Annotated in this window: 24 protein-coding genes and 1 pseudogene; 5 read left to right on the top strand and 20 right to left on the bottom strand. The window is 72.5% G+C overall.

The genetic code is table 11. The annotated features are described in order from the left end of the window. Positions 1-34: 34 nt before the first annotated feature. Together ACFVYX_RS18295 and ACFVYX_RS18290 are read left to right on the top strand one after the other, a co-directional pair. Positions 35-817, top strand: a complete 783-nt coding sequence (locus ACFVYX_RS18295; RefSeq protein ID WP_389682397.1) for a hypothetical protein — start codon at positions 35-37, stop codon at positions 815-817. Between the two features lie 155 nt (positions 818-972). Then, positions 973-1,305: a hypothetical protein gene (locus ACFVYX_RS18290; protein ID WP_389682396.1), complete on the top strand. Its 333-nt coding sequence runs from the start codon at positions 973-975 to the stop codon at positions 1,303-1,305. A gap of 73 nt (positions 1,306-1,378) precedes the next feature. On the opposite strand, the gene der is transcribed toward ACFVYX_RS18290, so the two are convergent. The 6 genes from der to ACFVYX_RS18260 all read right to left on the bottom strand — a co-directional run bounded on the left by der (position 1,379) and on the right by ACFVYX_RS18260 (position 7,015). Next, positions 1,379-2,827 (bottom strand): ribosome biogenesis GTPase Der, encoded by a 1,449-nt coding sequence (gene der, locus ACFVYX_RS18285; protein ID WP_389682395.1) that lies wholly within the window; start codon positions 2,825-2,827, stop codon positions 1,379-1,381. A gap of 70 nt (positions 2,828-2,897) precedes the next feature. After that, on the bottom strand, positions 2,898-3,584 hold the full coding sequence (locus ACFVYX_RS18280; protein WP_389682394.1) for a lysophospholipid acyltransferase family protein: 687 nt from the start codon (positions 3,582-3,584) through the stop codon (positions 2,898-2,900). Further along, positions 3,539-4,213: a (d)CMP kinase gene (cmk, locus tag ACFVYX_RS18275; protein WP_389682393.1), complete on the bottom strand. Its 675-nt coding sequence runs from the start codon at positions 4,211-4,213 to the stop codon at positions 3,539-3,541. Before cmk ends, ACFVYX_RS18280 begins: the two co-directional genes overlap by 46 nt. An 811-nt stretch (positions 4,214-5,024) precedes the next feature. Continuing rightward, positions 5,025-6,113 carry a prephenate dehydrogenase gene (locus ACFVYX_RS18270; protein ID WP_389682392.1) on the bottom strand — a complete coding sequence of 363 codons (1,089 nt, stop codon included), beginning with the start codon at positions 6,111-6,113 and terminating at the stop codon, positions 5,025-5,027. Next, positions 6,110-6,472 carry a chorismate mutase gene (gene aroH, locus ACFVYX_RS18265; protein WP_389682391.1) on the bottom strand — a complete coding sequence of 121 codons (363 nt, stop codon included), beginning with the start codon at positions 6,470-6,472 and terminating at the stop codon, positions 6,110-6,112. Before aroH ends, ACFVYX_RS18270 begins: the two co-directional genes overlap by 4 nt. Positions 6,473-6,592: 120 nt before the next feature. Further along, positions 6,593-7,015 (bottom strand): YidB family protein, encoded by a 423-nt coding sequence (locus tag ACFVYX_RS18260; protein ID WP_389682390.1) that lies wholly within the window; start codon positions 7,013-7,015, stop codon positions 6,593-6,595. A gap of 162 nt (positions 7,016-7,177) precedes the next feature. On the opposite strand from ACFVYX_RS18260, the gene ACFVYX_RS18255 reads away from it, so the two are divergent. Both ACFVYX_RS18255 and ACFVYX_RS18250 read left to right on the top strand, forming a co-directional pair. Then, positions 7,178-7,666, top strand: coding sequence for a Rieske (2Fe-2S) protein (locus ACFVYX_RS18255; protein ID WP_389682389.1), 489 nt, complete (start codon positions 7,178-7,180; stop codon positions 7,664-7,666). A 19-nt stretch (positions 7,667-7,685) separates the two neighbouring features. Next, on the top strand, positions 7,686-8,375 hold the full coding sequence (locus tag ACFVYX_RS18250; protein WP_389682598.1) for a DNA polymerase beta superfamily protein: 690 nt from the start codon (positions 7,686-7,688) through the stop codon (positions 8,373-8,375). A 23-nt stretch (positions 8,376-8,398) separates the two neighbouring features. Here ACFVYX_RS18250 and ACFVYX_RS18245 read toward each other — a convergent pair. From ACFVYX_RS18245 to ACFVYX_RS18180, 14 genes and pseudogenes are all read right to left on the bottom strand, one after another. Continuing rightward, positions 8,399-8,509, bottom strand: a pseudogene (locus ACFVYX_RS18245) (nucleotidyltransferase domain-containing protein); the annotation flags it as partial. A gap of 50 nt (positions 8,510-8,559) precedes the next feature. Further along, positions 8,560-9,591: an ADP-ribosylglycohydrolase family protein gene (locus ACFVYX_RS18240; RefSeq protein ID WP_389682388.1), complete on the bottom strand. Its 1,032-nt coding sequence runs from the start codon at positions 9,589-9,591 to the stop codon at positions 8,560-8,562. Then, complete coding sequence (locus ACFVYX_RS18235) at positions 9,588-10,325, bottom strand: NUDIX domain-containing protein (protein ID WP_389682387.1); 738 nt, start codon at positions 10,323-10,325, stop codon at positions 9,588-9,590. Before ACFVYX_RS18235 ends, ACFVYX_RS18240 begins: the two co-directional genes overlap by 4 nt. Beyond that, complete coding sequence (locus ACFVYX_RS18230) at positions 10,322-11,401, bottom strand: AAA family ATPase (protein WP_389682597.1); 1,080 nt, start codon at positions 11,399-11,401, stop codon at positions 10,322-10,324. Before ACFVYX_RS18230 ends, ACFVYX_RS18235 begins: the two co-directional genes overlap by 4 nt. Before the next feature lie 56 nt (positions 11,402-11,457). Beyond that, positions 11,458-12,111: a nicotinamide riboside transporter PnuC gene (pnuC, locus tag ACFVYX_RS18225; protein WP_389682386.1), complete on the bottom strand. Its 654-nt coding sequence runs from the start codon at positions 12,109-12,111 to the stop codon at positions 11,458-11,460. Positions 12,112-12,278: 167 nt separating this feature from the next. Continuing rightward, on the bottom strand, positions 12,279-13,568 hold the full coding sequence (locus ACFVYX_RS18220) for a pseudouridine synthase (protein ID WP_389682385.1): 1,290 nt from the start codon (positions 13,566-13,568) through the stop codon (positions 12,279-12,281). After that, positions 13,568-14,137 (bottom strand): SMC-Scp complex subunit ScpB, encoded by a 570-nt coding sequence (gene scpB, locus ACFVYX_RS18215; protein WP_389682596.1) that lies wholly within the window; start codon positions 14,135-14,137, stop codon positions 13,568-13,570. Before scpB ends, ACFVYX_RS18220 begins: the two co-directional genes overlap by 1 nt. Positions 14,138-14,169: 32 nt before the next feature. Next, positions 14,170-15,261: a segregation and condensation protein A gene (locus ACFVYX_RS18210; RefSeq protein WP_389682384.1), complete on the bottom strand. Its 1,092-nt coding sequence runs from the start codon at positions 15,259-15,261 to the stop codon at positions 14,170-14,172. Between the two features lie 44 nt (positions 15,262-15,305). After that, positions 15,306-15,803, bottom strand: coding sequence for a hypothetical protein (locus tag ACFVYX_RS18205; protein WP_389682383.1), 498 nt, complete (start codon positions 15,801-15,803; stop codon positions 15,306-15,308). Beyond that, positions 15,788-16,813, bottom strand: a complete 1,026-nt coding sequence (locus tag ACFVYX_RS18200) for a ParA family protein (RefSeq protein WP_037637819.1) — start codon at positions 16,811-16,813, stop codon at positions 15,788-15,790. The genes ACFVYX_RS18205 and ACFVYX_RS18200 overlap by 16 nt, the downstream gene beginning before the upstream one ends. Before the next feature lie 447 nt (positions 16,814-17,260). After that, positions 17,261-18,376, bottom strand: a complete 1,116-nt coding sequence (gene ald / locus ACFVYX_RS18195) for an alanine dehydrogenase (protein WP_389682382.1) — start codon at positions 18,374-18,376, stop codon at positions 17,261-17,263. A gap of 149 nt (positions 18,377-18,525) precedes the next feature. Further along, entirely contained in the window at positions 18,526-20,511 is a 1,986-nt protein-coding gene (locus ACFVYX_RS18190; RefSeq protein WP_389682381.1) for a tetratricopeptide repeat protein, read from the bottom strand. Positions 20,512-21,500: 989 nt separating this feature from the next. Further along, positions 21,501-22,127 (bottom strand): NUDIX domain-containing protein, encoded by a 627-nt coding sequence (locus ACFVYX_RS18185; RefSeq protein WP_389682380.1) that lies wholly within the window; start codon positions 22,125-22,127, stop codon positions 21,501-21,503. 78 nt (positions 22,128-22,205) lie between these two features. After that, positions 22,206-23,855 carry a CTP synthase gene (locus ACFVYX_RS18180; RefSeq protein ID WP_389682379.1) on the bottom strand — a complete coding sequence of 550 codons (1,650 nt, stop codon included), beginning with the start codon at positions 23,853-23,855 and terminating at the stop codon, positions 22,206-22,208. A 542-nt stretch (positions 23,856-24,397) separates the two neighbouring features. Between ACFVYX_RS18180 and ACFVYX_RS18175 the strand changes: the two genes are divergently transcribed. Next, positions 24,398-26,200: a glycoside hydrolase family 15 protein gene (locus tag ACFVYX_RS18175; protein ID WP_389682378.1), complete on the top strand. Its 1,803-nt coding sequence runs from the start codon at positions 24,398-24,400 to the stop codon at positions 26,198-26,200. Positions 26,201-26,261 lie beyond the last annotated feature (61 nt).

The raw sequence follows: 26,261 nt of genomic DNA, 5'->3' as shown, positions 1-26,261 counted from the left end.
GGCGTCCGCCCGTACCGAGTCCAGGGAGCCCCCCGTGCCGCGCATGCTCGACGTCAGCGAGGACGTACGCGCCGAGATCGGCGACGAAGAAGCGGACCGGCTGCTCGCCGGCGACAACGCCCCGGGCAGCTACGACTGCACCTCCTGCCGCACGCCGGGCGACTCCGAGCAGGAGCGCACCAGCACGGTGCTGTTCGTCGGCGAGGAGACGGCGGTCCTCGCGTTCGCCCACGCCAGCTGCATCCCGTCGCAGGTCGTCCGGGTCGCGGAGGAGCAGCTCCAGGGCGCCGTCGCCTCGATCACCGCGTCGGACGCCGCCGACGCCCTCTCCGCCGCCCACCCCGAGCAGGCCGTGCTCGGCGTCACCAGCGGTCTCGTCCTGATCGACGGCGAGCTGCACCCGGCGCTCGTCGTGGAGCCGACCGCCCCGGTCGCCCGGCCGGGTTCCGACGGTCTCACCGACGAGTTCCTCTCGCTCCTGACCGAGCAGGGATTCCAGCAGGTCATGAACCTGAACGAGCGTCCGGCTGCGCTGCCGGGCTGGTCGGTCCTGGTCGCCATGGGCCAGCTGCACTCCGTCCTCCAGCCGGGCCCGAACGGCGCCGGTCAGGCCGCCTGGTGGCAGGCGCACCAGCCGCTCCAGGTCACGGAGGGCTGGCGCGCGGCGGCCAACAAGTCGCACACGGTGCTGGTCTTCGCGGCCCCGGTGGGCTCGATCGGTCAGCAGCCGCGTGAGGACCTGCTGCGCGACGCGCTGGAGAAGGCCGCGGCGAACGGGCGCCTGGTCGCCGCCGCGATGCCGCTGGCCGGTACCTGATGGACGCCTCCCGGCCGGGCATAGGGTGGGCGCGGGTCACCGGCGTGCCGGCGGGTCCTGCGGGGCCGGTGGCCCCGACCGTGCCGCGTCCCCGGCGGGCAGCCCATTCGGACAGCCGCCCGCATCCGACGGGCGGCGGGGTCGTTGGCACCTACGTGCACCCATACGACTCCCTCCCCCAGCCGTATCCGAGTCAGATCCCTTCGATGCGCCCCGCGCAGGACGTCACGGCGGGCGCTTCGCCCACGCCGATCTACGACGCCCTGTACTCGGAGTACCGCAGGTCGTTCCGCACGCTGCCGGGTGACCGCAGCGGCGAGGAGGAACTGACCTTCCGGGCCTTCGGTACGACGGTGAGCACGGGCGTCTACGGACACGGGCAGGGACACCGCTACGCGTCGGCGTATCCGACGGCGTGGTCTGCGTCGCAGCACCCCCCGACGCAGACGCAGGCGGCGCTGCCGCCGGGGCCCCGCAGGGGCTTCTAGGCGGTACGGGGGGACACGGCTGAGGGCCGGAGCTGAACGCTCCGGCCCTCAGCCGTGTGCCACCTCGTGGCTGCTACTTCTTGCGGCCGCGCTTCTCGCGCACCCGCACCGAGATGTGGATCGGCGTGCCCTCGAAGCCGAACTCCTCACGGAGACGGCGCTCGATGAAGCGCCGGTAGCCGGCCTCGAGGAAGCCCGAGGCGAAGAGCACGAACCGGGGCGGCTTGGTGCCCGCCTGCGTACCGAAGAGGATGCGGGGCTGCTTGCCGCCGCGGATCGGGTGCGGGTGGGCCGCGACGATCTCACCGAGGAAGGCGTTGAGCCGGCCGGTGGGGACGCGGGTCTCCCAGCCGGCGAGCGCGGTCTCGATGGCCGGGACCAGCTTCTCCATGTGGCGGCCGGTCTTGGCGGAGACGTTGACCCGGGGCGCCCAGGCGACCTGCTGCATCTCGGTCTCGATCTCGCGCTCGAGGTAGTAGCGGCGCTCCTCGTCGAGCTCGTCCCACTTGTTGTAGGCGATGACGATGGCGCGGCCCGACTCGACCGCCATCGTGATGATGCGCTGGTCCTGGACCGAGATGTTGTCGGTGGTGTCGATGAGGATGACGGCCACCTCGGCCTTCTCGACGGCGGCTGCCGTCCGCAGGGAGGCGTAGTAGTCGGCGCCCTCCTGGAGGTGGACCTTCTTGCGGATACCGGCGGTGTCGACGAACTTCCACGTCACGCCGCCGAGCTCGATCAGCTCGTCGACCGGGTCGCGGGTGGTGCCGGCCAGCTCGTTGACGACGACGCGGTCCTCGTTCGCCACCTTGTTGAGCAGGGAGGACTTGCCCACGTTCGGGCGGCCGATGAGGGCGATGCGGCGCGGGCCGCCCACCGCGTTGCCGAAGCGCTGCTCGGGGGCCTCGGGCAGCTTCTTCAGGACCTCGTCGAGGAGGTCGCCGGTGCCGCGGCCGTGCAGCGAGGAGACGGGGAACGGCTCACCGAGGCCCAGGGACCAGAGCATGGCGGCGTCGGCCTCGCCGGACTGGCCGTCGACCTTGTTGGCGGCGAGGACAACCGGCTTCCCCGCACGGCGGAGCAGCTTGACGACGGCCTCGTCGGTGTCGGTGGCACCGACGGTGGCGTCCACGACGAAGAGGCAGGCGTCGGCGGCCTCGATGGCGTACTCGGCCTGGGCGGCGACGGAGGCGTCGATGCCGAGGACGTCCTGCTCCCAGCCGCCGGTGTCGACGACCTTGAAGCGGCGCCCGGCCCATTCGGCCTCGTAGGTGACGCGGTCGCGGGTGACGCCCGGCTTGTCCTCGACGACGGCCTCACGGCGGCCGATGATGCGGTTCACCAGGGTCGACTTGCCGACGTTCGGGCGGCCGACGACGGCGAGGACGGGGAGCGGGCCGTGGCCGGCCTCCTCGATCGCGCCCTCGACCTCTTCGACGTCGAAGCCCTCTTCCGAGGCGAGCTCCATGAACTCCGCGTACTCGGCGTCGCCAAGTGCTCCGTGGTCGTGCTGGTCGTTCATGAAGTCCGTTCCTTGATCATTCGTGGTCGGTGGGTCCCCGGGCCGCGGGGCCCACTACTGAAAGTCTCGCTCAGCGCCCGGTGAGGCGCCTGGCGTTTTCCAGGTGGTCGGTGAGATTCCCCTGGATCCGTACGGTGGCCTCGTCCAGCGCCTTGCGGGTGCGGCGGCCGGAGCCGTCGCCCGCCTCGAAGGCGTCCCCGAAGACGACGTCGACACGACCGCGCAACGGAGGCAGTGCCTTGACCAACCGTCCCCGGCGCTCGGTGCTTCCCAGGACGGCGACCGGGACGATCGGCGCGCCGCTGCGGACGGCGAAGTACGCCAGACCCGCGCGGAGCGAGGCGAAGTCTCCGTCGCCCCGGGTGCCCTCGGGGAAGATCCCGAGGACGCCGCCCTGCTCCAGGACGCCCAGGGCGTTGCCTATCGCGTTCCGGTCGGTGCTGTCGCGGTCGACCTTGACCTGCCCGATGCCTTCCAGGAAGGGCCCGAGGGGCCCGACGAAGGCTTCCTTCTTGATGAGGAAGTGCACGGGGCGGGGGGCGGTGCCCATGAGCATGGGGCCGTCGATGTTGTGCGCGTGGTTGACGGCGAGGATGACGGGGCCGGAGGCCGGCACCCGCCAGGCGCCGAGGACGCGCGGCTTCCAGAAGCCGTACATCAGCCCGATGCCGATGCGTCGGCCGACGGCGGCGCCCTTCTCGGAGGGCAGGGTCACTTGGCGCCCGCCCGCTTCTCCTCCACGAGGGTGACGACGCACTCGATGACCTGGTCGAGGGTCAGCTCGGTGGTGTCGACCTCCACGGCGTCGCCGGCCTTGGCCAGCGGGGAGGTCTTGCGGCTGGAGTCGGCCGCGTCCCGCTTGATCAGGGCCTCCTGCGTCGCGCGCACGTCGACGCCCTTGAGCTCACCGGAGCGGCGGGCGGCGCGGGCCTCGGGCGAGGCGGTGAGGAAGATCTTCAGGTCGGCGTCGGGCAGGACGGTGGTGCCGATGTCCCGGCCCTCGACGACGATGCCCTGCTCCGCGCCCTTGGCGATGGTCCGCTGGAGGTCGGTGATGAGCGCCCGCACCTCGGGGACGGCGCTGACGGCGCTGACCTTGGAGGTGACCTCCTCCGTACGGATGGGGCCCGCGGCGTCCGCTCCGTCGACGGTGATGGTGGGGCGGGACGGGTCGGTGCCGGAGACGATGACCGGCTTGGAGGCGGCGTTGGCGACGGCCTCGGCGTCGGCCACGTCCACGCCGTTGCTGATCATCCACCAGGTGATCGCCCGGTACTGGGCGCCGGTGTCGAGGTAGCTCAGCCCCAGCTTGGCGGCGACCGCCTTGGAGGTGCTGGACTTGCCCGTGCCGGAGGGCCCGTCAATGGCGACGATCACGGATTCCACGGTGGGAACACCTTCCTGGGTGAGTGGCGGGACCCGGCGGAGATGCGGGGGGCCACCACAAGGTTACCGAGTCCCCGGCACCCGTTCGGCCCAGCGCCCCCGAGCCGCCCGTCCCACGGCCCGGCCACCCACCCGGTGCGGCCCCGGAACGCCGCCACCGGCGTGCCTTGCACGGGGCCGGCCACCCTGCCTGTCCCGCTGGGGCGGTGCCCGCCCAGCGGCGCCGGCCGCCCGGCCCGCCACCCGTGTGGGCAGCCGCCCACGGCTCACCCCCTCGTGGGCTCAACCGCCCACGCACCCGCCCCCGTGTGGGCAACGCCCGCGCATCCACCCACCCCACCCCCGCGTGGGCAACCGCACTCCGCCCACCCCCACCGCCGTGTGGGCAATCGTCCCGCAGGGCGGGACGGGTGGGCACACGGGACGGCGCCCTTCGGCGGGCGCCTCCGCCCCTTGTACCTGGACCCGCACCACCAGGTGCGCCGCGCTCGGGGTGCGGGTTCAGGCGCGGAAGCCTGGGCCCGGCAAGGGGCGCCGTCCGTTGTGCCCACCCGTTCCGCCCCAGCGGAACAGATGCCCACAACGAGGGGCAGCGGGGACGCCAAGGGTGGGTGCCGCCCCGGCGGGGCAGATGGCCACAACGCGGGGTGGCGGGGGCACCGCCCCGGCGGGACGGAGGCCCCACCGTGGGACGGAGGCCCCACCGTGGGACGGAGGCCCCACCGTGGGACGGAGGCCCCACCGTGGGACGGAGGCACCGCCGCAGGGCGGCGGCACCCGCCGTGCGGTGGGGGGACCGCCGTGGGCGGAGTCAGCTCGTGCGGAGGGACCAGCCTCGTTCCTGGAGGGCCGCCCCCAGCCCCGGCGCCGCCGACGGTTCCACCATCAGCTGGACAAGGCCCGCCTGCTGCCCGGTCGCGTGCTCGATGCGGACGTCCTCGATGTTGACCCCCGCCCGGCCCGCGTCGGCGAAGATGCGGGCGAGCTCGCCCGGCCGGTCGCTGATGAGGACGGCGACGGTCTCGTACACCGTGGGGGCCGCACCGTGCTTGCCCGGGACGCGCGACCGTCCGGCGTTGCCGCGCCGCAGGACGTCCTCGACGCCCGAGGCGCCGTCCCGGCGCTTGTCCTCGTCGGCGGACTGCAGGGAGCGCAGGGCGCGGACGGTCTCGTCGAGGTCGGCGGCCACGCCGGAGAGGACGTCGGCGACGGGGCCGGGATTGGCGGAGAGGATCTCGACCCACATGCGCGGGTCGGAGGCGGCGATCCGGGTGACGTCCCGGATGCCCTGCCCGCAGAGGCGTACGGCCGACTCGTCGGCGTCCTCAAGGCGCGCGGCGACCATCGACGACACCAGCTGCGGAGTGTGCGAGACGAGGGCGACCGCCCGGTCGTGGGCGTCGGCGTCCATGACAACGGGCACGGCCCGGCAGAGGGCGACGAGCTCGAGCGCGAGGTTCAGGACCTCGGTGTCGGTGTCCCGCGTGGGGGTGAGGACCCAGGGACGTCCCTCGAAGAGGTCGGCGGTCGCCGCGAGCGGGCCGGAGCGTTCCTTGCCGGACATCGGATGCGTACCGATGTACGCCGTGAGGTCGAGGCCCAGTGCCTCCAGCTCCCGCTTGGGGCCGCCCTTGACGCTGGCCACGTCCAGGTAGCCGCGGGCGAGCCCGGCGGTCATGGCCTCGGCGAGTGTGGCGGCCACGTGGGCCGGGGGGACGGCGACGATCGCGAGGTCCACAGGCCCCTCGGGCGCCTCGTCGGTGCCCGCGCCGAGCGCGGCGGCCGTGCGGGCGCGCTCCGGGTCGTGGTCGCGCAGGTGGACGGTGACGCCCCGGCCCGCGAGGGCGATCGCGGCGGAGGTGCCGATCAGTCCGGTGCCGATGACGAGCGCTGTTCTCACTGGGCGATGTCCTTGCGGAGGGCGGCCGCGGCGCCGAGGTAGACGTGCGCGATGCGGGACTTGGGAAGATCGGTCTCGACGTGGGCGAGGAGCCGGACGACTCTCGGCATCGCCCCTTCGATGTCGAGCTCCTGTGCGCAGATCAGGGGGACGTCCACGATCCCGATGTCCCGGGCCGCGGCGGCGGGGAAGTCGCTGTGGAGGTCGGGCGTGGCCGTGAACCAGATGCTGATGAGGTCGTCGGCGGTGAGGTCGTTGCGCGCGAGGACGGCGGTGAGCAGCTCCTCGACCTGCTCGCGCATGTGTCCGGCCTCGTCCCGCTCCAGCTGGACGGCTCCTCGGACCGCTCGTACCGCCACGTCGTGCTCCTTCGCCTGCGTTCAGTGCTCCGTTCAGCCTAGTCAGGGGCGGGGGCCGCGCGCGGCGGCGCCCGCCCTCCGAGACGGAGGACGGACGGCCGGACATGCCCCCTGGGGCGGTCAGAGCCGCTGCTCGCGGATGATGTCCTCGAGGGAGCCCTGGGGCACCGAGCCGTTCGGGGTCAGCTTGTCGACGGCCTCCGGCAGCGTCTGCGCGATCCGGTCGGCCGCCTCCTGCGGGCTGACGCCGGCGTCGGCCGCGACCTTCTGGAGGGTGCCGTCGGAGAGGGCCTCGGCGATCTGTGCGCCGCTGACGGGCTTGTTCTCACCGGTGCCGACCCAGGACTGCGTCTGGTCGGTGAGGCCCGACTTCGTGAGCATGTCGAGGAGCCCGCCGAGCGGGTTCGCGCCGCCGGCGCCCGTGCTCTTGCCGCCGGCGAGGGCACCGAGCAGGGAGCCGAGGAGGCTGCCGGCACCGCCGCTCTGTCCGCCGGTGCCGCCGAGGAGGCCGCCGAGGAGACTGCCGAGGTCGTTTCCCGCCATGGTCCTGCCTTTCGTCCGGTTCGAGACAGGCTCAATGTCACCCGAACCGGGGTGTTCCGCCACTCGGCGTAGGGGGCGGCCGGGACGGCCGTGTGGGGGAGCCGGGCGCCGGGTGCAGGCGTGTTGCGGGACCCTGGTGCGCCGCGCGGCCAAGCTGGCGGCATGACTTCACGCGCCACCCCTCGCCGTACCGTCCTGTTCGCCGCCGCGGCCCTGACGACGGGCTGCGGCTCGGACGGTGGGGGTGACGGCGGTACGAGCACCGACACCCCGGCCACGCCGAGCGCCCCGCCCGCCACGTCCGCCTCGCCGGCGTCACCCTCCCCCGGGTCCCCCTCGGCCGCGGCCTCCTCTCCCGCCGCCGGCGCCCGGCTTGCCGGCACCTCCGAGATCCCGGTCGGCGGGGGCATGGTCTTCGCGAAGGAGAAGGTGGTCGTCACGCAGCCCGCGGCTGGGGAGTTCAAGGCCTTCTCCGCGATCTGTACCCATCAGGGCTGCACGGTGAACAAGGTCGCGGACGGCACCATCGACTGTCCCTGCCACGGTTCCAAGTTCCGTATCGCCGACGGTGCGGTGGCGAACGGGCCCGCCACCCGCCCGCTCCCGGCCGAGCGGATCACCGTATCCGGGGACACGATCACTCTCGCGTAGCCTGACCCGCATGACCCGCATGACTCCGGACGACCTGGTGCGCCAACACACGATCTACTCCTGCGTCATGGGCTCGCGTGCCTTCGGTCTCGCGACCGAGGACAGCGACACGGACGTCCGGGGCGTCTATCTCGCCCCGACGCCGCTGTTCTGGCATTTCGAGAAGCCCCCCGCGCATGTGGAGGGGCCCGGCGAGGAGCAGTTCAGCTGGGAGCTGGAACGATTCTGCGAGCTGGCCCTGCGCAACAACCCGAACGTCCTGGAGTGCCTCCACTCCCCCCTGGTCACGCACGTCGACGAGCTCGGCCGTGAACTCCTCGCACTGCGCGGGGCCTTCCTCTCCCGGCAGGCCCATCAGACCTTCGTCCGTTACGCCGGGGGCCAGCGCCGCAAGCTCGACGCGGACGTGCGCCAGTACGGCCATCCGCGCTGGAAGCACGCCATGCACCTGCTGCGGCTGCTGACCAGCTGCCGCGACCTGCTGCGCACGGGCGAGCTCCGGATCGACGTCGGCGAGGAGCGCGAGCGTCTCCTCACGGTCAAGCGCGGCGAGGTCTCCTGGAAGGAGGTCGAGTCCTGGATGGACCGCCTCCAGGAGGAGGCGGACCGCGCCCACGACACGACCCCGCTCCCGGCCGTGCCGGACCACGCGCGCGTGCAGGACTTCCTGATCCGCGCGCGCCGCGCCTCCGCCCTCCACCCGCTCTAGAGAACGTCCCGCCGGGCCCGTACGACGAGGTCGGGCAGCCGGGCGGACGCCTCGGCCACCTCCACGACCAGGGCCGGCAGATGCGCCTGCACCTCGCCCGAACGCATCAGGTGGATGCCCGTGAGCAGCGCCCGACGGCGGCGAGGTCGGCGTCGAGCGCGGAATCCGGGGAGAGCGTCATGGATCAAGCGTCCCAGAGCGCGCCGAGGGTCAGCAGGTCGCTCCGGTACTCGACGCGCTCCGCCCACTCCTTCGGCCAGGCGTCGGCGCCGAGGTGGGCGCCGGCGAACGCTCCCGCGAGGGCGGCGATGGAGTCGGAGTCACCACGGGTGCAGGCGGCGCGGCGCAGCACGGTGAGGGGCTGCTCGGGGAAGAGGAGGAAGCAGAGGAGCCCGGTCGCAAGGGCTTCCTCGGCGATCCAGCCGTCACCGGTGTACGTGCAGGGGTCGAGCTCCGGGTCGGCGGTGCGCTGGACGGCGTCCAGGCGCTCCAGGATCGCCAGGCACTCGTCCCAGCCTCGCTGGACGAACGAGAGGGCGGAGGGGTCCTGGGAGCGGGTCCAGAGGTCGCCGAGCCAGTGCTCGTGGTAGCGGGAACGGTTGTCGTACGCGTACGAGCGCAGCTGCCCGACGAGTCCGGCGGGCTCCACGCCCTGGGCGAGGAGGTACACGGCGCGGGCGGTGAGGTCGGAGGCGGCGAGCGCGGTGGGGTGGCCGTGGGTGAGGGCGGCCTGGAGCTGCGCGGCGCCCGCCCGCTGCTCCTCGCTCAGACCGGGGACGAGCCCGATGGGGGTGACGCGCATGTTGGCGCCGCAGCCCTTGGAGCCGATCTGGCTGGCGTCCTGCCAGGGCGTGTCGAGCATCAGGAGCCGGCAGGCGCTGAGGCAGGTGTTGCCGGGGGCGCGGTTGTTCTCCGGGGAGCGGTACCAGTCGATGAACTCCTCCCGTACGGGCCCGGCGAGTCGCTCCGGGGCGAGCACTCCGCGGTCCATGGCGGTACGGATGCCCCGGGCGAAGGCGAGGGCCATCTGGGTGTCGTCGGTGACGTACGCCGTGCCGTCACGGACGGGCAGCGCCATCTCACGCCAGGGGCCGGTCTTCGCGAGGATCGACGGGACGTCGTTGAACTCGGTCGGGAAGCCCAGCGCGTCGCCGAGCGCCAGCCCGATCAGGGAGCCGGTCGCGGCCTGCTTGGTCGCGGTGCGTGTGAGGTTCATACGGGGCGTCCTTCCGGTCGCAGGAGGGGCGGGTGGAGGGTGGTGGCCCCGCCCGCCCGGTAGAGAGCGGCCGGTTTCCCCCGTCCGCCGGTGAGGCGCGGAGGTCCTGCCACGGCCTGGACGAAGCCGGGCGTGGTGAGGACCTTGCGCCGGAAGTTGGGGCGGTCGAGTTCGACGCCCCAGACCGTCTCGTAGACCTGCCGCAGCTCGCCGAGGGTGAACTCGGGCGGGCAGAAGGCGGTCGCGAGGCAGGTGTACTCCAGCTTGGCGCCGACCCGTTCATGGGCGTCGGCGAGGATCCGGTCGTGGTCGAAGGCGAGACCCCGGACGGTGTCGTACGGCAGCCACCGCGCCTGGGCCGCGTCGCCGCCGCCCCGGGGCTCGGGAGGGTCGGGGACGAGCGCGGTGAAGGCGACGGAGACGACCCGCATCCTGGGGTCGCGGTCCGGCTCGCTGTAGGTGCGGAGCTGTTCGAGGTGGAGTCCGGCGACGGTGGCCTCGGAGAGGCCGGTCTCCTCGGCGAGTTCGCGGCGGGCTGCCCGCTCGGCGGACTCGCGCGGCAGCACGAATCCGCCGGGGAGCGCCCAGGATCCGGCGTACGGCTCCTGGCCGCGCTCGACGAGCAGGACGTGGAGGCGCTCCTCGCGGAGGGTGAGGACGGCGAGGTCGGCGGTGACGGCGAAGGGCTCGAAGGCGCGCGGGTCGTAGCCCTCGGGCACGCGGTGTCCGGTCATCGGCGCTCCGGCAGGGGGTCGGTGAGGTGCCACCCCTCGGCGAGCAGCGCGTCCACGGCGGCGACGGCGGCCGCGAGCCGTTCCTCGTGGGGGCCGCTGAGAACGGCCGTACGGCGGCCGCTGTGGGCGAGCTGGGTGAGGAAGCGGGCGGTCATCCAGGGCCGGAGGTGTTCCCCGTCGCGCAGTCCGTCGTCCTCGAAGTCGACGCCCCGGTGGTCGGTGAGGAGCCAGAGGTGCTGCCGCCCTCGGGCGGCGATCTCACCGGTGGCGGCGCTGGTGGTGCCCATGTACCGCTCGTGCCAGATGGTGGTGGCGAAGGCGTCGGTGTCGCAGAACAGCACGGGTGAGCCGTCGCGGGCCGCCTCCTCCTCCAGTTCGGCCTGCCGCTGGGCGATGACGGGGAAGTCGGAGGAGTGGAAGGTGACGTCGGCCCAGGTCGCTTCGGGGCGTTCGGCGCGGAGTTCGGCGAGCTTGAGCTCGCTGTACTCGCGGCCGTACTCCGGTACGCACCGGGTGCGGGCCCAGACTCCGCCGCGCCGCCGGTAGTGGTCGGCGAGGGCGAGGGCCATGGTGGTGGTGCCGGTGGACTCGGCGCCGAGGACGACGATCCGCCGGGTGAGCGCGGCCCGCACGGGCGGTGCCAGGAAGTCCCAGCAGCCGGCGGGGTCGGCGCGGACGGCTGTGCCGGAGACGGGGAAGCGGGTGCGGTCGGGGTCGACGCACACGGAGTCGGCGCCGAAGCGGCGGGCGAGCTCCTCCCCGTACGGCTCCGAGGTGAAGACCGCGTCGACGGGCTCGGGCACGGCGGCCCGGAAGACGGCCATGTGGGCGTCCCACACGTCCGGGTCGTGGAGGTCGACGGGGATGTCGTCGACGGCGCCGACGACGAGGGCTTCGGGGTGGATCTCGCGCATCCAGGCGACGCGTTCGTCGAGCGGGACGGACTCCACGGAGGAGGCGCAGACGAGCACGGTGAGGCGTTCGCAGCGGTCGAGGGCGGTGGTGACGAGGTGGTGGTGGCCGGCGTGCGGCGGATAGAACTTGCCGAGGACCAGCCCGTGTCCGTAGCGCTTCACGCCGCCGCCCGCCGTGTCGTCGTGCTTCGTGCCGCCGCCCGCCGTGTCGTCGTGCTTCATGCCGTCGCCTCCACCGGGAGGGCGCGCCGGGCGCCGAGGTCCTTGGTCCAGCCGCGCAGGCCGAGGACGCAGAGCGTCAGGAAGCCGACGTACAGCAGGGAGGTGAGGTACAGCTCCTTGTGGGCGTACAGCGGTATGTAGACCACGTCGGCGGCGATCCACAGCCACCAGGACTCGACGCGCTTGCGGCACTGGCCATAGGTCGCCATGAGAGAGAGCGCGGTGGTCAGGGCGTCCCAGAAGGGGACGGTGGAGTCGGTGGCGCGGTCGAGCAGCAGGGTGAGGGCGAGGGTCCCCACCACCCCCGCGGTGAGCAGCCACGTCCACTCGGTGCGCGTGGTGCGGCGCACCGGGAGGGCGTCGGAGCCTGGTCCACCCCCGTGGGTCCAGGTCCACCAGCCGTACACGGCGAGGGTGATGAAGACGATCTGGAGGCCGGCGTCGGCGTAGAGCCCCGCCTGCGAGAAGAGCAGGACGAAGAACAGGTTGTTGGCGATGCCGATCGGCCAGTTGGCGAGGTGCTGGCGGGCGACGAGCCAGACGCAGAGCGCTCCGCTGCCGAATCCCAGGACCTCGGTCCAGCTGACCGGGGTGTCCAGGACGGTGAAGAGGGGCTGTTGCAACGGTGCGAGTACGTCTGCGAGGCTCACGCCCGCCTCCTTAAGAGTCACCCTGACTATAAAGCGGGACGACCTTCGGCCACAAGACCGAAAGGAACGTGACCGGAACACGGCGAGGCACGAACACGGCGAGACCGGACACGGCGAAGCCCGTGACCGCCGGACGGTCACGGGCTTCGCCGCGTGGAGCGGGGGCCTTACATGCCGACTTCCTTCATCAGCATGCCGACCTCCGTGTTGGTGAGCCGGCGCAGCCAGCCCGACTTCTGGTCGCCGAGCGCGATCGGGCCGAACGCGGTCCGGACCAGCTTCTCGACCGGGAAGCCCGCCTCGGCCAGCATGCGGCGCACGATGTGCTTGCGGCCCTCGTGCAGCGTGACCTCGACCAGGTAGTTCTTGCCGGTCTGCTCGACCACGCGGAAGTGGTCGGCGCGGGCGTAGCCGTCCTCCAGCTGGATGCCGTCCTTGAGCCGCTTGCCGACCTCGCGGGGCAGCGGGCCGGTGATGGCCGCCAGGTAGGTCTTCTTCACGCCGTACTTCGGGTGCGTGAGGCGGTGGGCCAGCTCACCGTGGTTGGTGAGCAGGATGATGCCCTCGGTCTCCGTGTCGAGCCTGCCGACGTGGAAGAGCCGGGTCTCACGGTTGTTGACGTAGTCACCGAGCGACTGGCGGCCGTCCGGGTCCTCCATGGTGGAGACGACACCGGCCGGCTTGTTCAGCGCGAAGAACAGGTACGACTGGGTGGCGACGGTCAGGCCGTCCACCTTGATCTCGTCCTTCTCCGGGTCGACGCGCTTGCCCTGCTCCAGGACGATCTCGCCGTTGACCTCGACCCTGGCCTGCTCGATGAGTTCCTCGCAGGCACGCCGCGAGCCCATGCCGGCACGCGCGAGGACCTTCTGCAGCCGCTCGCCCTCCTGCTCGGCGCCGGGGAAGGTCTTCGGGGTCTTGATCTCCGGCCGGCCCTCGTACCGCTCCCGGTTGCGCTGCTCGATCTTGGCGTCGAGCTCGCGCGAACGGGCCGGGGCCTGCCGCTGCCCGTGCGGGCCGCGACGGGGCGGCGTACCGCCCTGGGGGGCCTTGGGGCCACCCTTGGCGCCGCCGCGGGCCGCGGAGCCGCGCCCCTTCTTGGGGGCCTCGGCGGGAGGGCTCACGTCGTAGGAGCGCTCCTCGGGGCGAGGCCGGCGCGGGTTGCTCGGGCGCTGGTCGTCCCGGCCGCCGCCACCGGCACCCCGGTAGCCACCGCCGCCGCCACTGCCGCCGGAGCCGCTGCCACCGCGGTAGCCACCGCCGCCACCGGAGCCGCTGCCGCCCCGGTAGCCACCGCCACCGGAGCCGCTGCCGCCACCGGAGCCCCGGTAGCCGCCACCGCCGCCGCTGCCGCTGCCACCACGGCCGCCACCGCTGCTGCCGCCGCGGCCGCCGCTGTTGCCACCACGGCTCCCGCCGTTGTTTCCGCTGCTGTTCCTGCCGCTGCTGCTTCGCATCAAACTTCCGTCTTGTCGTCGTCGTCCTCACGATCCGGTGCATCCGGATCGAACGACGGAACCCCTTCGAGCGAGTCCGGCTCGACCGCCTCCGCCTCGGGGAGGAAGGGCGCGAGCTCGGGGAGCTCGTCCAGGCCGCGCAGGCCCATCCGCTCCAGGAAATAGTTCGTCGTCCTGTACAGGATCGCACCTGTTTCGGGTTCCGCGCCCGTCTCCTCCACCAGACCCCGCTGCAGGAGGGTCCGCATCACCCCGTCGCAGTTGACCCCGCGGACTGCGGAGACCCGGGAACGGCTGACCGGCTGGCGGTACGCGACGACCGCCAGGGTCTCCAGGGCCGCCTGGGTGAGGCGGGCCTGCTGCCCCTCCAGGACGAAGGCCTCGACGGCCGGGGCGTACGCGGGGCGGGTGTAGTACCGCCAGCCGCCGGCCACGTGACGCAGCTCGAATCCGCGGCCCTGGGCGGTGTACTCGTCGGCCAGCTCGCGCAGGGCATCGGCCACCTCGTGGGGCGGGCGCTCGAGGACCTTGGCGAGATGGGCCTCGGTGGCGGGCTCGTCGACGACCATGAGGACGGCTTCGAGTGCGGGCTTGAGGTCGCTCACGCGGTGGCCTCCTGGTCGAATTCGTCGGTCACGGCCGCGGACGGGTCCGCCTCCCCGCCGGTCCAGGAGACCGTGAGGTCCCCCAGGGCGGTCTCCTGGTCGAGGGCGACGGCCTTCTCCCGGTAGAGCTCCAGGAGGGCGAGGAAACGGGCCACGACCGTGAGGGTGTCGTCGCCGGCGTCCTCGATCAGCTCCCGGAAGAGCGCCGTCCCGCGCCCCCGCAGCAGCGCGACGACCACGGCGGCCTGCTCGCGGACGCTGACGAGCGGGGCGTGGATGTGGTCGACGTACACCTGCGGCTCGGCCTTCGGCTGCATCGCCTTGGCGGCCAGCCGGGCGAATCCCTCGGCGCCGAGGGAGATGACGACCTCGGGGAGCAGGGCGGCGTGGTGCGGTTCGAGTCCGACGGTACGGGGATGACGGCGGCCCTCGGCCTCCCAGCGCTCCTCGAAGATCGCCGCGACGCGTTTGTACGCCCGGTACTGGAGGAGCCGGGCGAAGAGCAGGTCGCGCGCCTCCAGGAGCGCGAGGTCGGCCTCGTCCTCCACCTCGGCGGCCGGCAGCAGCCGGGCGGCCTTGAGGTCGAGCAGGGTGGCGGCGACGACGAGGAACTCGGTGGTCTGGTCGAGGTCGCCGTCGGGACCGAGGGCGCGCAGGTGGGCCATGAACTCGTCGGTGACCCGGGAGAGGGCGACCTCGGTGACGTCGAGCCGGTGCTTGGTGATCAGCTGGAGCAGCAGATCGAAGGGTCCTTCGAAGTTGGCGAGCCGCACGGTGAACCGCCCGTCACCGCCCTCGGCGGCCCCGGAACCGGCCACGGCCACGGCCACCGGCTCCGCCGCGACGTCGGCCCGGGCCGCGGCCCCGCGTCCCGTCTCACGCTCCGCAGCGGCCCCGGGGCAGGTCACCCCGGCTTCTCCGGCCTCCGCGGGCCCGGCGGCCTCCACGGACACCCCGGACCCGGCGGCCTCCACCGGCGCCCCGGACCCGGCGGCGGACGGCGGCGCCTCCGCCTCCCCGTCGCCCGGCCCGCGGCCCAGGACGCGGCGCCGCGGCGGGCGGGACGTTTCGTCGGGCGTGTGGTGCATGGTGGTCCAGGGGAACGAGGAGCGTGGCAGCCCGCAGGCTACCGTCAGCGGCCCCGCAGGCGGCGGACGAGGATGCTCGCGTCGCCGCGGGATTCCAGGTCCGCCAGGACGACCGCGACGGCCTCCCGGACGATTCGGCCCCGGTCGACGGCGAGGCCGTGCTCGCCGCGCAGGACGAGCCGGGCGTGCTCCAGGTCCATCAGCTCCTCGGCGGAGACGTAGACCGTGATCTTCTCGTCGTGGCGCTCACGGCCGCTGGGCCGCCGGTTCGGGGTGCGGCCACCGCGCCGGCGCGCCGCCGGGGCGGGCACCGCGGTGGACGGCGCGGCCTTGGGGGCGCCCTCCGGCTCCGCCGTCCTGGCCCGGGGTTCCGCCGCCTCGGAGTCCGCCGCCGTGTGCTCCGCGGAGCTCTCGGCCGCCGCCGGGTCGCGCTCGCCCGCGGGTGCCGGAACGGCCCGGCGGGGTGCGGACGCCTGGAGCGCCGTCCCCCCGGTCGTACGGAAGAGTTCGTCGGCGCCGGGCAGACTCACTCGGCGTGACACCGGGCGAGCACCTCCCTGGCGAGCTGGCGGTAGGCGGCGGCGCCCACGGAGTTGGAGGCGTAGGTGGTGATGGGCTCGCCGGCGACCGTGGTCTCCGGGAAGCGCACGGTCCGCCCGATGACGGTGTGGTACACGTGGTCGTCGAAGGCCTCGACGACGCGCGCGAGGACCTCACGGCTGTGCACGGTCCGCGAGTCGTACATCGTGGCGAGGATGCCGTCGAGTTCGAGCTCGGGGTTGAGCCGCTCCTGGACCTTCTCGATGGTCTCGGTCAGCAGGGCCACGCCGCGCAGCGCGAAGAACTCGCACTCCAGCGGCACGATGACCTTGTGAGCCGCCGTCAGGGCGTTCACGGTCAGCAGGCCGAGCGAGGGCTGACAGTCGATCACGATGTAGTCGTAGTCGTTCATCAGCGGCTTCAGGGCGCGCTGGAGCGTGGACTCGCGCGCGACCTCGCTGACGAGCTGGACTTCGGCGGCCGAGAGGTCGATGTTGCTCGGCAGCAGGTCCATGTTGGGCACGGCGGTCTTGAGGAGGACCTCGTCGGCCGACATGCCCCGCTCCATGAGCAGGTTGTAGACGGTGAGGTCGAGCTCCATCGGGTTCACGCCGAGGCCGACCGACAGGGCTCCCTGCGGGTCGAAGTCGACGAGCAGCACCCGCCGTCCGTACTCCGCGAGCGCGGCACCCAGGTTGATGGTCGACGTGGTCTTGCCGACGCCGCCCTTCTGGTTGCACATCGCGATGATCTTCGCCGGTCCGTGGTCGGTCAGGGGACCGGGGATCGGGAAGTACGGCAGGGGCCGTCCGGTGGGGCCGATCCGCTCGCGGCGCTGGCGGGCAGCGTCGGGTGCGAGGGTGGCCGCGTACTCCGGGTCGGGCTCGTACTCGGCGTCGGGGTCGTAGAAGTGCCCCTCGGGCACCTCGTCAAAGGCGGCGAAGTGGGTGGACTCTCGGCCCATCTCGTTGCCGGCCGTGGCGTTCACGTGTAGGCCGTCCATCGTCTTCATCGTGTGGGCTGTCGTCATGGGCTGGTGCGTCGCGAAGGTCCGCACCGCGACGGAGCCGATCGGAGCACCTGGCGCACCGCTCCCGGGAGTAATTGTCGACTCATTCACAAGTCGTCTTACCTCCTTGGATGTCACCAGGAACATTTATCGATAGGTCAGCGTGGCACCATGCCGACGGTTGGCGACTCTATGGCGTGTCACCGCTCCGCAGCAACACAATCCGCCGGACCCGGCCCGATGTGTCGGCAACCGAACACCTCTCTGTCAAGGGTGCGCAGGCATGCATCCACACGTTTCAGGGGTGTGCGAAACGGTTAAACAGTTACGTTCGAGGCGAGTTGGCCGAACGTTCCGCCGGGTCCGGACACACGTCCGGCCGGACCTTGTCGAACAAGGTCCGGCCGGTGCGCGGATTGACGGCACGCGTTGACGGCGGTGCCGTGAGGGTCAGCCCAGGAGGGTGCTCAGCTCGATGTGCTCGAGGCCGTGCGCCTCGGCGACCTCCTTGTAAACCACCTTGCCGTCATGGGTGTTGAGGCCGAGACCGAGCGCGGCGTCGCGGCGCAGCGCCTCGACCCAGCCGTTGTTCGCCAGCGACACGATGTAGGGCAGCGTGGCGTTGGTGAGGGCGTAGGTGGAGGTGTTCGGGACCGCGCCCGGCATGTTGGCGACGCAGTAGAAGACCGAGTCGTGGACCTGGAAGGTCGGCTCCGCGTGGGTGGTCGGGTGCGAGTCCTCGAAGCAACCGCCCTGGTCGATCGCGATGTCGACAAGGACACTTCCGGGCTTCATCTTCGCGACGAGCTCGTTGGTGACCAGCTTCGGGGCCTTGGCGCCCGGGATGAGGACGGCACCGATGACGAGGTCGGCCTCGACGACGGCCTTCTCCAGCTCGTAGGCGTTGGAGACGATCGTCTTCACCTTGGTGCCGAAGATCTTGTCGGCCTCGCGGAGCTTGTTGATGTCACGGTCGAGCAGGGTCACGTGGAAGCCCATGCCGACGGCGATCTGGGTGGCGTTCCAGCCGGAGACGCCGCCACCGATGACGACGCACTCGCCGGCGTGGGTACCGGGGACACCGCCGGGGAGGACACCACGGCCGCCGACCGAGCGCATCAGGTGGTACGCGCCGACCTGCGGGGCCAGGCGGCCCGCGACCTCGGACATCGGGGCGAGCAGCGGGAGCGCGCGGTTCGCGGTCTCGACCGTCTCGTAGGCGATGGCGGTGGTGCCGGAGGCCAGGAGCGCGTCCGTGCACTCCTTGGAGGCGGCGAGGTGCAGGTAGGTGAAGAGCGTCTGGTCCTTGCGGAGGCGGTGGTACTCCTCCGCGATCGGCTCCTTGACCTTGAGCAGCAGGTCGGCGGTGGCCCAGACCTCGTCGGCGGTGGGGAGGATCTCGGCGCCGGCGGCGACGTACTCCTCGTCCGTGATCGAGGAGCCGACACCGGCGTTCTGCTCGACGAAGACCTGGTGGCCGTGGCGGACGAGCTCGTGGACACCGGCGGGGGTGATGGCCACGCGGAACTCGTTGTTCTTGACCTCGCGGGGGATGCCGACCTTCATCGTCGATCACGGTCCTTGAATCAGGGAGGGATACATGGGGCAATGCGATACACACCCGGATGCACGTAGGCGCACCGGGACAGACCACGTTCGAACGCGGCGCAACCCAGTCTAATGAAGGAGTTCCCTCTGTCTAGCCTTTCAAAGTACTAATCTTCGGCAGACACACTGCGGATTTCGTAGGCGGATCTTTCCGTTTCCAGCAGTCTTTCCGCGGCGGCCCGGTGCAGCCGGGCCGCCGCCGGGTCGCCGAGCCGGTCGAGGGTGTCGGCGAGCCGCAGCTGGAGCGCGGCCTGGAGCCGGGTGTCCTGCGCCCGACGCGCCCACTCCACCGCCTCCTCGCAGGTCCGCAGGGACTCCTCGGGCCGTCCGGCGTACTCCTGGACCCGGGCCGCCTCGCTCAACGACCGCGCGTAGCCCGGGAGATCGGCGAGCCGTCGATAGCCGGCCGCGGCGGCGCGCCAGTTCCGCAGGGCCTCGCCGTACCGGCCCGCGTAGGTCTGTACGGCGCCGAGGCGGGTGTACAGCCGGGCCTGGTCGGCTCGCTCGTCGCGGGCGAGGCGCTGAGCGAGCGCCCGTCCGTACCAGTCACCGGCCCGCTGCCAGTCCCCCAGCTCTTGATACGCCCCTCCTACGGATTCCATCGCGCGACCCGTCGCGTACGGATCATTTGCTGCGCGTCCGGCATCCAAAGCCGACCGATATCGCAGCAGAGCGTCCTTGGTCCGCCCGGTGCGGGCGTCGAGATCGGCCAGGTTGAGCAGGGCGGCGGCCCGCTCACGGTGCAGTCCGCGCCGCTCGGCCACGTTCAGGACCAGCTGATGCAGGCCGTACAGCTCGGGCGCCGCGGCCTCCGCCCCCCGGTGCGCGGCGAGCGCCCTCACCAGGGAGGCGACAAGGCGCCGTGCGAGGGTGTCGAGCTCCCCGTCGGCGACGGCGAGCCGGGCGGAGGCGAGGAGGACGGGCTGCCGGGAGCGGAGCCAGACGGCCCCGGCGGCCGCGCTGGGGAAGCGCAGGGCGCGCGGCAGGCCGGCCAGTTTCCGGCGCGCCGCCGAGCCCTCGGGCTCGGTGACCGCACGGCAGGACTGGAGGAGCCGTACGGTCCGCTCCAGCATCCGGGCCCGCGCGAGCTGCACCTCGGCGGGCCGGTCGCTCTCCTCGAGCCGGTCGCGCAGGAGGGGGACGAGATGACCGGGGACCTCGTACTGCCCGTCGTCACCGGCGGAGACGAGCCCCAGGGCGGCGAAGTCGGCGAGGGTGGTGGCGGCCGCCGACACCGAGCAGCCGGCCAGGGCGGAGGCGGTGTGGGCGTCGGCCCGGCCGAGCGGGGCGAGCGCGAGGAATCGCAGTATCCGGGCGGCGGTGGCGGGCAGCGCCTCGTGGGCCAGCAGGAAGGCCCGGGTGAGGGGGTCGCCGGAGAGCCCGCGCAGCCGTTTGGCGAGATCGGCGACGGAGGCCTTGGGGTGGGTGGAGAGCCAGCCGCCGGCGAGGACGACCGCGCCGGGCAGCCCGCCGCACTCCTCGACGAGGGTCTCGGCCGCCTGCGGATCGACGGTGATGCGTACGGAGCCGGTGAAGGTGGTGAGCAGCTCGATGGCCGACTTGGGGTCGAGCCCGCCGAGCGTGCACGGCCGTACGTCGGGGATGCCGGTGAGCGGTCCGCGGGCGACGCCCACCACCAGGACGGCGGGGTTGTCGGGGATCAGGGGGTCGGCCTGCTCGGCGTCGACGGCGTCGTCCAGGACGAGGAGGGCCCGGCGCTCGCCCAGGGCGTTCCTGACCAGTTCGGTCAGCTCGTCCTCCCCGGCGCCGGGCGGTTCGGCGACGCCGAGCTGGGCGAGGAGCTCCTGGGCGACCCGGGCGGTCGGCACCTGGGCGCCGTCGGGCTCGGTGAGCCGGGCCCGGAAGGTCCCGTCGGGGTAGCGGTCGGCGAGGCCCGCGGCCAGTTCCTCGGCGAGCGCGGTACGTCCGGAGCCGGGCTTGCCGGCGATCAGGAGGACCCGGGCGCGGGGGGCCTTGCGGCCGGTGAGGGTGTCGAGGCCGGTCCGCTCGATGTCGGCGCGCAGGGCCTTCAACTCCCGCTGCCGCCCGAAGAACTGGCGGCTGCCGGCCGCCGCCACCGCCTGATCCGTCACGGGCCACGCTCCCGTCCACCTGCGCACGAGCCGATCCCGCGGGGGTCTCCGCACGGGCGTTCCCGAGCGTAGTTCAGGGCACGACACGGACCCGTCGGAGCACGACGGACACGTCCCCCGATCGGATCAACAGATCGTCACACCACCCCACGACGGCCACCTGCCCCGCCAGACCCGCGACGCCCCCCTCGCCGCGAGCCTCCGCCCCGCCGACGCGGCACCCACTTGCGGTCCCCGCCACCCCGCGTTGCGGGCATCTCCCAGCTGAGGCGGTGCCCCCTGCCGCCGCCCACCCTCGTTGCGGGCATCTCCCAGCTGGGGCGGTGCCCGCCCCTACCGTCGCCCCGGCGTTGTGGCCATCTGTTCCGCCGGGGCGGCACCCCCTTGCCGTCCCAACCGCCCCGCGTGGCGGGCATCTCCCCGCTGGGGCGTTCACCCCTGCCGTCCGCCCACCCGCGTTGTGGGCATCTGTTCCGCTGGGGCGGAACGGGTGGGCACAACGGACGGCGCCCCTTGCCGGGCCGAGGCTTCCGCGCCTGAACCCGCACCCTTTGTGCGCCGCATCGCTGGGTGCGGGTCCAGGCACAGGGCGGAGGCGCCCGCCGAAGGGCGCCGTCCCGTGTGCCCACCCGTCCCGCCCTGCGGGACGATTGCCCACACGGCGGTGGGCGAGGCGTCGCCGGGCCGGGCGGGTGGGCACCGTGCTGCGGGACGACCACCCCCACGGGAGTGAGGGTGGGCGCGCGGGCGGCTGCCCACACAGGCGGTGGGGTGGGCGCGCGGGCGGCTGCCCACACAGGCGGTGGGGTGGGCGCGCGGGCGGCTGCCCACACGGGCGGGTGGCCGGCCCCGCGGGCGGGCGCCGTCCCGGCGGGAGGAATCGCCACGCGGGCGGCGGGCGGCGGGACGACTGCCCGTGCGGGGCCCGCACGGGCAGCAGTCAGAGGCTCACCCGGGAGAGCGGGGCCGGGCCCGCGCGTGGGCTGGGGCTATGACTCGAACGGGCGGGCCGGCCACGCCGCGTCCGCCGGCCGCAGCGACTCCACCCCCTCCCCCGCCCGCGCCGCCGCCAGCGACAGCACCCCCACCACCAGGCAGTTGTTGTGCAGCTCGCCCGCGAGCACCCCGCGCACCAGCTCCGCGACCGGCACCCGCGCCAGCTCCATGTCGGCCTCCTCGTCCGCGACCTCGAAGCGTTCGTTCTCCGCCTCAGACAGGTCCCGCGCCAGGAAGATCCGTACCGCCTCGTCGCAGCCGCCGGGCGTCGTGTAGACGTCGGCGAGGACCCGCCAGTCCTCGGCCTTGACGTGCGCCTCCTCGTACAGCTCGCGCTGCGCCGCGTGCAGCGGGTTCTCACCGGGCACGTCGAGGAGCCCCGCCGGGATCTCCCAGAGCTTCTGCCGCACCGGGTGCCGGTACTGCTTGACCAGCAGGACCCGGTCCTGCTCGTCGAGGGCGACGACGGCCACCGAGCCGGGGTGGACCTGGTAGTCGCGGCGCGCGACCGTGCCGTCCGGCATGACCACGTCGTCCGTGCGGACACTCGTCTTGTTTCCCTGGAACGGGGTCGTCGTGGCGACGATCCGCCACTCCTCCGGGGTGTCCTGCAGCTCCATCTACGTCCTCCCACATGCGAAAGCCGGGGTACGCGCCCCGGAAAGGGACCCGTACCCCGGCAACGTTAACGCGCCGTACTACTTCGCCGTCTTGCGCTCCACGGCCGCCTTGACCAGGCCCGCGAAGAGCGGGTGGGGGCGGGTGGGGCGGGACTTCAGCTCCGGGTGCGCCTGGGTGGCGACCAGGTAGGGGTGGATCTCGCGCGGGTACTCGACGTACTCGACGAGCTTGTTGTCCGGGGAGGTGCCGGAGAAGACCAGACCGGCCTTCTTCTCCAGCTCCGCGCGGTAGGCGTTGTTCACCTCGTAGCGGTGACGGTGGCGCTCCTCCACGTACGGCTGGTCGTCGTAGACCTCGCGGACGATCGAGCCCTCGGCGAGCTTCGCCGGGTAGAGACCGAGGCGCATCGTTCCGCCCAGGTCGCCGGCGCCCTCGACGTACGCGAGCTGCTCCTCCATCGTGGAGACGACGGGGTGCGCGGTGGCGGGGTCGAACTCGGTGGAGTTGGCCTCGGGGATGTCGGCCAGGTTCCGGGCGGCCTCGATGACGATGCACTGGAGGCCGAGGCAGATGCCGAGCAGCGGCACCTTGTTCTCGCGGGCGTACCGGATGGCGCCGACCTTGCCGCTCACACCGCGGTCGCCGAAGCCGCCGGGGACGAGGATCGCGTCGACGTCGCCGAGCTGCTTCTCGGCGTCGGCCGGGGTCTTGCAGTCGTCGGAGGTGACCCACTTGACCTTGACGCGGGCCTTGTTGGCGAAGCCGCCGGCCCGCATGGCCTCGGTGACCGAGAGGTAGGCGTCGGGCAGGTCGATGTACTTGCCGACGAGCGCGACGGTGACCTCGTGCTCCGGGTTGTGGACGCGGTCCAGGAGGTCCTCCCAGACGGTCCAGTCCACGTCGCGGAAGGGCAGGTCGAGCTTGCGGACGACGTAGGCGTCGAGGCCCTCGGTGTGCAGCACCTTCGGGATGTCGTAGATCGACTTGGCGTCGATCGCGGCGACCACCGCGGCCTCGTCGACGTCGCACATCAGCGAGATCTTGCGCTTGATGGCGGTCGGGACCTCGCGGTCGGCGCGCAGCACGATCGCGTCGGGCTGGATACCGATGTTCCGGAGGGCGGCGACCGAGTGCTGGGTCGGCTTGGTCTTCAGCTCGCCGGAGGGGCCGATGTAGGGCAGCAGCGAGATGTGCACGACGAAGACGTTGTCGCGGCCGACCTCGTGGCGGACCTGGCGGACGGTCTCCAGGAACGGCAGGGACTCGATGTCGCCGACGGTGCCGCCGACCTCGGTGATGACGACGTCCACGTCGTCGGTGGCCATGCGGCGGATGCGGGACTTGATCTCGTTGGTGATGTGCGGGATGACCTGCACGGTGTCACCGAGGTACTCGCCGCGCCGCTCCTTGGCGATGACCTGCGAGTAGACCTGGCCGGTGGTGACGTTGGCCGAGCCGTCGAGGTCGACGTCGAGGAAGCGCTCGTAGTGGCCGATGTCCAGGTCGGTCTCGGCGCCGTCGTTGGTGACGAACACCTCGCCGTGCTGGAAGGGGTTCATCGTGCCCGGGTCGACGTTGAGGTACGGGTCGAGCTTCTGCATCGTGACCCGCAGGCCCCGGGCCTTGAGGAGCGCACCCAGGCTGGAGGCGGTCAGGCCCTTGCCGAGGGAGGAGGCGACACCCCCGGTGACGAAGATGTGCTTGGTCGTCGTGGTTTTGGGCGGCATCGCCAAGAGGGGGCTCCCGTGGTCGCGTTCTGGAGGTGCGTACCGGCGTCCCCTCCGGAAGAATCGGGGGGTGCCGTCGCTGCGGTTTCGGGGTCCTCGGCTGTCGCCGTTTCCCACCGGTCCACGGGGTACCAGGGTATCAGCGACATCGGGAGACCGCTTCCGGCCACACGCGGCAGTCGGGTGTTCACGTACGGCGACGCGCGGGCGGGGGCGGACACTCCCACCGTGAAGGGGAGGAGCTCTCATCAGGGACGGAACGGGCCTGCCACCGGCGCGGGGGACGGGAACGAGGCCCCGTTCACCCGAATGGAGCATTGCCGTCACCGGCGTGATCACCGCACCGCCGGGGCGCGACGTATCCTGCTCGGACACAGCCCGCCGAGCCGGCCGGCCAGCGGCACCATCCCGCCCGTCATCCGGACCAAGAGCTCGTCGAAGACCTTGACCGCTGACACACGCGGACCCGGCTGACACCAGCCGGAGCATCTGGAGCAAGCGCCCTGCGGGGCGGACGTGGCCGTTCGACTGGAGTGAAGCACGTGGCCGGGCGCATCGAGGATTACGCACTCATCGGAGACATGCAGACCGCCGCACTGGTCTGCCGCGACGGCAGCGTCGACTGGCTGTGTCTCCCCCGCTTCGACTCGCACGCGATCTTCGCCGGACTGCTCGGCACCGAGGAACACGGATTCTGGCGGGTGGGCCCCGCCGGGCCCACCGACGCCGAACCGCCCGCGGCCGACCGGCGTCGCTACCGCGGCGACTCACTGATCCTGGAATCCGAGTGGGACACCCCGCGCGGCACGGTCCGGGTCACCGACTTCATGCCCCCGCGCGACGGCGCGCCCCAGCTCATCCGGATCGTGGAGGGCGTCTCCGGCCGGGTGCGGATGCGTTCCGCGCTGCGGATGCGGTTCAGCTACGGCCGGATCGTGCCGTGGGTCCACAAGGTCGGCGACCGCACGGTCGCCGTCGCGGGACCCGACTCCGTCTGGCTGGACACCGAGGCCGAGACCCACGGCAAGGACCTCACGACGTACTCCGAGTTCACCGTCAATCCCGGTGAGCGGATCGCGTTCACGCTCTCCTGGCAGCCGTCCCACCGCGAGCCGCCGGCGCTGCCCGACCCCGAGGGCGCCCTGGAGGCCACCGCCGACTTCTGGCGCGAGTGGGTCGAGCACTGCACGTACCACGGCCCCTACCGGGAGGCGGTGATCCGCTCCCTGATCACCCTGAAGGCGCTGACGTACGCGCCGACCGGCGGGATCGTGGCCGCGCCGACCACCTCGCTGCCCGAGGAGATCGGCGGCGTCCGCAACTGGGACTACCGCTACACGTGGCTACGGGACGCGGCGATCACCCTCTCGTCGATGCTGCGCACCGGCTACCGCGAGGAGGCCCGCGCCTGGCGGGACTGGCTGCTCCGCGCGGTCGCCGGCGACCCGGAGAACCTCCAGATCATGTACGGCATCGCGGGCGAGCGGGAGCTCGGCGAGGCGGAGCTCGACTGGCTGCCGGGGTACGAGAACTCCGGCCCGGTCCGGGTCGGCAACGGCGCCGCCAACCAGCTCCAGCTGGACGTCTACGGCGAGGTCACCGAGGCCCTCCACCTCGCGCACATGACGGGGCTCTCCCGCAACGACTACGCCTCGCTCCTCCAGATCAAGCTGATCAACTACCTGGAGAAGCACTGGGACCAGCCCGACGAGGGCATCTGGGAGGTCCGCGGTCCGCGCCGGCACTTCGTCCACTCGAAGGTGATGGCCTGGGTGGCCGTCGACCGCACGATCAAGCTGATCGAGTCCGGGGACGCCGACGGCCCCCTGGAGCGCTGGCACGCGCTGCGCGACGAGATCCACCGGGACGTCTGCGAGAAGGGCTACGACCCCGAGCGGAACACCTTCACCCAGTCGTACGGCTCGCGGGAGCTGGACGCCTCGCTGCTGCTGATCCCGCAGATGGGCTTCCTGCCGCCGGACGACAAGCGGGTCATCGGCACGATCGAGGCGATCCAGCGGGAGCTGTCCACGGAGGACGGGTTCGTGCTGCGCTATCCGACGGCGGGCGAGGAGGCCGGCGTCGACGGTCTGGAGGGCGACGAGGGCGCGTTCCTCGCGTGCTCGTTCTGGCTGGCGGACGACCTGGCGATGATCGGCCGGGTGGACGAGGCCCGCACCCTCTTCGAGAAGCTGCTCGCGCTCCGCAACGACCTGGGGCTGCTCGCCGAGGAGTGGGACCCGAGGCTCCAGCGGCAGGTGGGCAACTTCCCGCAGGCCTTCAGCCACGTCCCGCTGATCGACACGGCGCTGCGGCTGACGGCGAGCGGGGCGTACGGCGGCTGAGGCGACGGAGGTTCTCGGATCTCGGGTCGGAATCTCACGGCCGATGCCGGACGGGCCCGAT

It is taken from the genome of Streptomyces sp. NPDC058326 (assembly GCF_042879855.1).
GTDB lineage: Bacteria > Actinomycetota > Actinomycetes > Streptomycetales > Streptomycetaceae > Streptomyces.
Note: the sequence above shows the minus strand (reverse complement) of the source record. Positions and strands in the feature narration are given on the sequence as shown.

Bases quoted from the DNA above. Each gene is read 5' to 3' on its own strand.
- der (WP_389682395.1), bottom strand. From the start codon at position 2,827: ATGAACGACCAGCACGACCACGGAGCACTTGGCGACGCCGAGTACGCG.
- ACFVYX_RS18260 (WP_389682390.1), bottom strand. From the start codon at position 7,015: ATGGCGGGAAACGACCTCGGCAGTCTCCTCGGCGGCCTCCTCGGCGGC.
- ACFVYX_RS18255 (WP_389682389.1), top strand. From the start codon at position 7,178: ATGACTTCACGCGCCACCCCTCGCCGTACCGTCCTGTTCGCCGCCGCG.
- ACFVYX_RS18250 (WP_389682598.1), top strand. From the start codon at position 7,686: ATGACTCCGGACGACCTGGTGCGCCAACACACGATCTACTCCTGCGTC.
- ACFVYX_RS18240 (WP_389682388.1), bottom strand. From the start codon at position 9,591: ATGAACCTCACACGCACCGCGACCAAGCAGGCCGCGACCGGCTCCCTG.
- ACFVYX_RS18235 (WP_389682387.1), bottom strand. From the start codon at position 10,325: ATGACCGGACACCGCGTGCCCGAGGGCTACGACCCGCGCGCCTTCGAG.
- ACFVYX_RS18220 (WP_389682385.1), bottom strand. From the start codon at position 13,568: ATGCGAAGCAGCAGCGGCAGGAACAGCAGCGGAAACAACGGCGGGAGC.
- scpB (WP_389682596.1), bottom strand. From the start codon at position 14,137: ATGGTCGTCGACGAGCCCGCCACCGAGGCCCATCTCGCCAAGGTCCTC.
- ACFVYX_RS18210 (WP_389682384.1), bottom strand. From the start codon at position 15,261: ATGCACCACACGCCCGACGAAACGTCCCGCCCGCCGCGGCGCCGCGTC.
- ACFVYX_RS18200 (WP_037637819.1), bottom strand. From the start codon at position 16,813: ATGAAGACGATGGACGGCCTACACGTGAACGCCACGGCCGGCAACGAG.
- ald (WP_389682382.1), bottom strand. From the start codon at position 18,376: ATGAAGGTCGGCATCCCCCGCGAGGTCAAGAACAACGAGTTCCGCGTG.
- ACFVYX_RS18185 (WP_389682380.1), bottom strand. From the start codon at position 22,127: ATGGAGCTGCAGGACACCCCGGAGGAGTGGCGGATCGTCGCCACGACG.
- ACFVYX_RS18180 (WP_389682379.1), bottom strand. From the start codon at position 23,855: ATGCCGCCCAAAACCACGACGACCAAGCACATCTTCGTCACCGGGGGT.